The organism is Dolichospermum sp. UHCC 0352, assembly GCF_009711925.1.
Classification (GTDB): domain Bacteria; phylum Cyanobacteriota; class Cyanobacteriia; order Cyanobacteriales; family Nostocaceae; genus Dolichospermum; species Dolichospermum lemmermannii.
In genome coordinates this window covers 21,634-28,243 of the sequence record NZ_VIKY01000112.1, presented here as the reverse complement: position 1 = coordinate 28,243, position 6,610 = coordinate 21,634, and the positions used below count along the sequence as shown (strand labels likewise).

8 protein-coding genes are annotated in these 6,610 nt (G+C 37.1%); 4 read left to right on the top strand and 4 right to left on the bottom strand.

What is annotated here, in order from left to right; genetic code table 11:
* Nucleotides 1–264: 264 nt before the first annotated feature.
* The 3 genes from FJR06_RS07525 to FJR06_RS07515 all read right to left on the bottom strand — a co-directional run bounded on the left by FJR06_RS07525 (nt 265) and on the right by FJR06_RS07515 (nt 2,277).
* Nucleotides 265–1,521: a glycosyltransferase family 4 protein gene (locus FJR06_RS07525; protein ID WP_168651147.1), complete on the bottom strand. Its 1,257-nt coding sequence runs from the start codon at nt 1,519–1,521 to the stop codon at nt 265–267.
* 61 nt (nt 1,522–1,582) lie between these two features.
* The gene (locus tag FJR06_RS07520; protein ID WP_168651146.1) at nt 1,583–1,981 is read right to left on the bottom strand and encodes a DUF6516 family protein; all 399 of its coding nucleotides are present in this window, start codon (nt 1,979–1,981) and stop codon (nt 1,583–1,585) included.
* Nucleotides 1,978–2,277, bottom strand: a complete 300-nt coding sequence (locus FJR06_RS07515) for a hypothetical protein (RefSeq protein WP_168632026.1) — start codon at nt 2,275–2,277, stop codon at nt 1,978–1,980. The genes FJR06_RS07520 and FJR06_RS07515 overlap by 4 nt, the downstream gene beginning before the upstream one ends.
* A 176-nt stretch (nt 2,278–2,453) precedes the next feature.
* On the opposite strand from FJR06_RS07515, the gene FJR06_RS07510 reads away from it, so the two are divergent.
* Together FJR06_RS07510 and FJR06_RS07505 are read left to right on the top strand one after the other, a co-directional pair.
* Nucleotides 2,454–2,708 (top strand): type II toxin-antitoxin system Phd/YefM family antitoxin, encoded by a 255-nt coding sequence (locus tag FJR06_RS07510; protein WP_015081214.1) that lies wholly within the window; start codon nt 2,454–2,456, stop codon nt 2,706–2,708.
* Nucleotides 2,701–2,961, top strand: a complete 261-nt coding sequence (locus tag FJR06_RS07505) for a Txe/YoeB family addiction module toxin (protein WP_168651145.1) — start codon at nt 2,701–2,703, stop codon at nt 2,959–2,961. Before FJR06_RS07510 ends, FJR06_RS07505 begins: the two co-directional genes overlap by 8 nt.
* Before the next feature lie 526 nt (nt 2,962–3,487).
* Here FJR06_RS07505 and FJR06_RS07500 read toward each other — a convergent pair.
* Nucleotides 3,488–5,107, bottom strand: a complete 1,620-nt coding sequence (locus FJR06_RS07500) for a calcium-binding protein (protein WP_015081216.1) — start codon at nt 5,105–5,107, stop codon at nt 3,488–3,490.
* Nucleotides 5,108–5,428: 321 nt separating this feature from the next.
* Between FJR06_RS07500 and FJR06_RS07495 the strand changes: the two genes are divergently transcribed.
* Nucleotides 5,429–5,737, top strand: coding sequence for a helix-turn-helix transcriptional regulator (locus FJR06_RS07495; RefSeq protein ID WP_148279069.1), 309 nt, complete (start codon nt 5,429–5,431; stop codon nt 5,735–5,737).
* A complete protein-coding gene (locus tag FJR06_RS07490) occupies nt 5,682–6,383 on the top strand; it encodes an NB-ARC domain-containing protein (protein ID WP_371723590.1) in 702 nt (233 codons plus the stop codon). Before FJR06_RS07495 ends, FJR06_RS07490 begins: the two co-directional genes overlap by 56 nt.
* Nucleotides 6,384–6,610 lie beyond the last annotated feature (227 nt).

Sequence of the window (6,610 nt, the reverse complement as noted above, 5' to 3'; positions counted from 1 at the left end):
CTCATAGCTCAAGTCCGTTAAAACGGACTAATGAATTTTCCTAGTATTTAGTCATCTTTTAGATGACTTTCGCTATTAGCAAGGAACTTGAGTTCCTTGCGGGATGAAGATTTTGCGTTAAGTTGACACCATTAAGCTTTTGCTTTACCCTTACATATCACATCAACTCAACAGTTTTCCTAATATTACTTAACCAACGCAGAATACATTTTTTAATATCTGCGGGGTTAGTTTGTCAAAGTATGAGGGTATTTATTTTATTTTTTATATTTTTGCAAACCCATAAGACTTAACAGCGGTTTTCTTCTTCAACAACCAATCTAAATGCTGTGGTAATAATTTTGCTAAATCATAATTATTTACTATAGTCTTTCTTGCGGCTGCACGAATAGCTTTCATATCTTGGAAGTTATCTAACACTTTGTTGACTTTATCTGCAATTTGTTCAGGAGAAAAGAAATCTACTAAAAGTCCATTTTTACCATCTTTAATTACTTCTAAAACTGGTGGAGTATTAGCAGCTATTAACAAACATCCTGTTGACATTGCTTCCATCATTGACCAGGATAAAACAAAGGGACGGGTTAAATAAATATGGGCTGAAGATGCTTGTAAGACTTGGAGATATTCATGATAAGGTAATCTACCAGTAAAGTGTAATCTGGATAAATCTAAATCCAGTTTTGCTAACATTAATTGTTTATAGGTTTTACCATCAGGAAGCTGTTTACCATAGGCTACTCTATCTTCTCCCACAACTACAATATGGCAATTTGGTCGTTGTTGTTGAATTAATGCCACTGCTTCCATAAACTGAGGAAAACCCCGATAAGGTTCCATTCCTCTGCCTACATAGGTGACTAATTCTGAGACATGGGAAAGGTCAAGATTAATGCGGGGTAAAACTAATTTAGCATCTGGCTGAGGTTGAAAAAAATTAGTATCTATCCCATCGTGACAAACATTAATTTTACTATGATATTCTGGGGGAAATTGTTGATGTTGCCAATTAGTGGGAGTAAGACCTCTATGGCAATTATATAAATCAATTAAAATCGGGGCGTTTTTTACACGAATTCGACATAAATCATCTGCATTTAATGGTTCATTGGGATCAAAATCAGCATCAGAACCGCGAGGATGATAAAACCATTCAAAGAAACATAATAATTCTGCTTTGGGAAAAACTTCTTTCATAAATAATGTTGGACCCCAACCAGAATGACCATAAATTATATCTGGAATAAAACCCTGTGCTTTCAGGTTTTCTGCGATTCGATATACAGCTTGTCCGGTGAGAACGGCATTTTCTAAATTGCGGACATAATGATGAGTTTGGGGTGCAGTTTGACGGGAAGGTTCATAAATAACTTTATGTACACCTGGTATTGTTCCTTCTTGACGATTGGTAGTAAATACTATTTGATAATTATCATCTTTTGCTAAAGCTGTGGCGAGGTGGCGAAATTGGGCGGGAAAATTGGGATGTAAGAATAAAATGCGTTTGGGTTTTTTAGTCATAGTTGCTTGATTTGGGGTATAATTCCTGATGAAATTATTTTAGCATTATGTTAATGACAACTTATTGAGATTTTATATGTTCAGAAATTTGTCTGAAAATTGCTTCAATATCAACAGATAAATACGGAAAAACGGAATCTTCAGAACCATCATGTACATGATGGGGGTAAGTTGAAATTTTCGGATGATGGGGTGCGTTATCCCAACGTTTTATTAGTTCTCTATTTTCAGTTTGCCAATGGAAACTATATTTAATTATTTCTACTTGTCCTGATGCTATTTGCAAGAATTCAAACATTTCTAAAAAGCTACCATCTTTTAATGTCAGACGATAACGCCATAGTCCTTTATCAGTTTGTGATTCTTCTCGAATAATCGTTACATTTACGACTTCTGGACAAAGTGCAATTACAGATTTTATCCATGCCAAATAGTCATCGGCATTTCTAACATTTTTCATAAAGCTTGTTCTAATTTATGGATTTTTTGGAAGATATCTTTGCGTAGTTCGCATAAGCCGAACCATTCAAAAAAATCCATTTCATCTCCTAAATTTCCTGAGTTAAATTGTTCTAAAAATTGTTCAGAAGCGAGTTGATATTTTTTCTCAAATTTATCTATATCTAAGTTATAGATAGCGAGTTTTTGACGATAACGAGTTAAAATTACATTTAAAAGTTGTCCAATAATTCTATCTAATTCTGTGTTGTCGCTACAGGTTTCACTCAACAATTCTAATTTTTCTAATGTATTCATAATTATATATATGTTTTTAGTGAATTTTTTCTTGATCATACACTATTCGAGGCAATAAATACCATATATGGGTGCGGCTCTTTTAGGAAGACAAAATACTACATCCGCGTCTGGGGATTGTACAATTTACCCAAACCCGCTATACTTGTACAATAAACAGTACAGGTTCTCCGCCAATGAAAATTATCTCTTTTAGCGAGGCCAGAAATAGTCTGAAAACGGTTTTAGACCAGGTGACGGCAGATGCCGACTATACAATTATCACTAGACGGGATGCTGATGATACGGTGGTGATGTCCCTGGAGTTTTTTAATAGTCTCATGGAGACTGTGCATTTATTGAAGTCTCCGGCAAATGCAGCCCATTTAGAACGTTCCATTGCTCAATTTAAGCAGGGGAAAGTGGTGCAGCGAGATTTGTTAAATGAGTAGAATGTTGGCTTGGACTGATGAGGCTTGGGGTAATTATCTTTACTGGCAAGGGCAAGACAAAAAGACTCTCAAAAGAATCAATAAGTTGATTGAGGAGACGATGCGGATGCCTTTTGAGGGTATTGGTAAACCAGAGCCTCTCAAGGAAAATTTAGCCGGATTTTGGTCACGGCGAATTGATGATACAAATCGTTTGGTTTATGCTGTTGATGATGACTATGTAACTATTATTTCTTGCCGATATCATTATTAATTTTGCACTAACAATACTGTAGCTATTAGCAATTAGTGAATTTTTTCTTGACTATACACTATTCGAGGCAATAAATACCATATAGCGGTTATCGGTCGGATGCAATAGAATCTATTTGATTATTCTAACATAAAAGTAGGATAGTAGGGGTAAAGCAAGAGATTCATAAGTGTCAACTTAACGTAAAACCTATTACCCGACGGGGAATTAATTCCCCGTCTCATAGCAAAAGTCATCTGAAGATGACTAGAAATAACCATCAATTTATAGTTTACTTTAGTAAACTTTGGCTATTAGCCATGAAATGAATTTCATGGCGGGTTTGTTAGCCAAATCAATAAGCCATTCTCCTTTGGTAGTGGTAGGTTGGGCTTAACGTGGGAAAACCCAACAAATGCGCCAAAATGTTGTAAATGGGGCAAAATGTTGGGTTTCGTTCCTCAACCCAACCTACTGGCTTTCATTGGGTTGACGGTGCTGCTTGACGGGAAAGTTGATAAATAGCCTTAAATACACCGCATTATGATCACGCCACAGTGTAAAACCAAGAACTATCAGTTTGACTAAGTAGTTGCAAACTGTAATTATGTTGTGAGTTGTACCCGGCAATATCCAGGAAAACTAAAGAATCCTCCCCACCAGCTTGATTCTGTTGTTTGATGTTTATTCCTTGATAATATACGTTATCTATGTTCGTTCCTAGATTACGATTCTCAGTCCAATTAAAACCTTTCGGTATAACCAATATATCTTTCTGTGGCTGGAAATCATCAATGATCACAACATCATTCCAACCTCCAATAGCTGGTTTAAGGTCTTGTAATATTGAAGATCCTAGACCGAATGCACCGCCCAAAGCACCTATCACAGCCCCAGTCAGAGGGTTGATAACACCAACTACAGTACCCACTATTGAGGTAATTTGTCCTGTATAAGACAAGACCTTACTAGCAGTATCTAAATCGTTGCTATCCCCTGAAACTCCCACAAAAAATGTATCTACACCTTCACCACCATTAAAAATATCTCTCTGACCATCAAATTGTACCGCAGCAAAAACGTCGTTTCCATCTCCACCGTATATTGTATTTGCTCCCTTACCACCATTTAGATAGTCATTGCCAGATTCACCAATTATGGTGTCATTTCCAGACCCACCATAAATGGAGTCGTTGTCTTCACCACCCCAAATATAGTCATTGCCAGATTCACCATAGATAGTATCTCTCGCAGAGCCATAGACTGTATACGAAGCATCACCATCTATAACATCATTACTGGCACCACCATATATAACATCATTGCCACTTTCGCCGTAAATAGTGTCATTGCCATTTCCTTTATCAATCCAATCGTTGCGATCGCCGTAAATAGTGTCATTACCACTTCCGCCATAAACTAAATCGTGGTCTTGACCAGCATCAATATTGTCATTACCGTCACCACCATAAAGAGTATCATTTCCTTGCCATGCCCAGATGGTATCATCACCACTTTCACCGTCTACAGTGTCATTTCCAGATCCGCTATCTATGAAGTCGTTGTCTTCACCACCCCAAATTTTGTCATTGCCAGATCCACCATAAATAGTATCTCTGGCAGACCCAGAAACCCAATACCATGAATCACCATCTATGACATCATCGCCGTCTCCACCATCAAGATAATCATTACCTTCCATACCATAAAGAGTATCATTACCCCAAAAACCAATCAGAGTATCATTGTCAGTTCCACCATTAAGATAGTCATTACCCTCCCCACCATCAAGGTAGTCATTTCCAGACTCTCCATAAAGAGTATCGTTACCATTTCCTCGATCAATCCAACTGTTGCGATCGCCGTAAATAGTGTCATTACCACTTCCGCCATAGACTAAATCGTGGTCTTGACCAGCATCAATATTGTCATTACCGTTACCACCATAAAGAGTATCATTTCCTTGCCATGCCCAGATGGTGTCATTGCCATCCCCACCATCTATCAAGTCGGCATTATATGCGCCTTTGAGAAAGTCGTTTCCTGCCAATCCGTATAGCTGGTTATCATAAGCCCAATTCCAAACTCCCCAAGGTGCCCACCATGGGTTAGTCCAGTATCCCTCAACAGATAAATCATCATTTCCATTGCTTCCATATCTAGCCATTTGAGATTCTCCTTGTTTAGTTCCAGAAAAAGATATTGTTTTCGTGATATTTCCATGGGGTGCTAATTAGTTGAATTAGCATATATTCAATCTACCCAACGCTGTACTGACTTCCGTACTGAGAAACACTGACTTCATCTGACTTCATCTGACTTGAGAGCTAATTTTGACATCAAAAAACAAAACAACCATGTCATCTATCTAAAGATAGATTTACATGACGCACTGATTATGAGAATATATCAATCAAAACATCTGAATTTAGTCAAATCTGCCTGAACAAGTGAATTATTACCGTCTTGACGTAAATTATTTAACATTATGTCAAAGTCACTTAAGGTAAGCAATGACCGTATTCAACAGGTTAATATGGCACTTGGAGTTAATGGCTACCCCAGCCAAAGGGCTTTAGCTTATGATACCGGATTGTCCTTAGCTACAATTAGTAATTTCCTGACTGGTAAACCTGTTAGTTATACAAGCTTTGAAGAACTATGTCGGCGATTAAATCTAGATTGGCGAGAAATTACTACCAGTGCTGAAGTAATATTTCCCCCCCCCCGCATACGCACAAATACGCAAAAAAAAACCAAATTTAAATCAATTCCCAGACTGGGGAACTGCAATTGATATTTCAGCATTTTACGGATATAGCCAAGAACTGACACAATTGCAGTCATGGATTTTACAAGATGGTTGTCGCTTACTAGGATTATTCGGTATAGGTGGAGTTGGGAAAACAACCTTAGCTACTCAACTAGCAAAACAAATTCAGAATCAATTTGATTACGTTTTTTGGCGTTCAGTACCGACAGTTCCATGTTTTGATAGTATGATGACTGACTTGCTATCTTTGTTCTCCCATCACAAAGAAAACAAACTGAATATTAATCAAATTATCTATTATTTGCGTACCCATCGTTGTCTGATTATTTTGGATCATGTAGATATTGATCATCTAAAATATATGCAATTCATCAAAATAATTGCTGAAACCCATCATCAAAGTTGTGTGATTTTCACCAGTCGAGAACAATATCAAGAATTCACTTTTCTGGAATATTGGCTATCATCAGTACGTTGTTTAAAGTTGTCTAATTCCTCAGAAATAGCCTTGTCTCTGATAGAATCACAACCACTATGGGGAACTGATCAAGAAAAGGATGATTTATGTAATCTCTGTAATAATAATCCTTTGAAAATTAAACAAATGATTGTTTCTATAATTCATTTATATAATGGGGATATTGGTAAGTTTTTAGAACGGAATACATAATAGAGAGAACTTATATACTGGACAAATTTACGATTATATGTATTAGAGGTTGTTTGAAAACTTTTTCGTGTGGGATCTGACACCCGCAGATCCCCCTAAATCCCCCTTGAAAAGGGGGACTTTGAGGAATTTAGCCCCCCTTTGTAAGGGGGGTTGGGGGGATCTCGATTAATTCTGATACTTTTCAAACATCCTCTTAATGAAATTGCCTCTTTTCAGACTTTTGG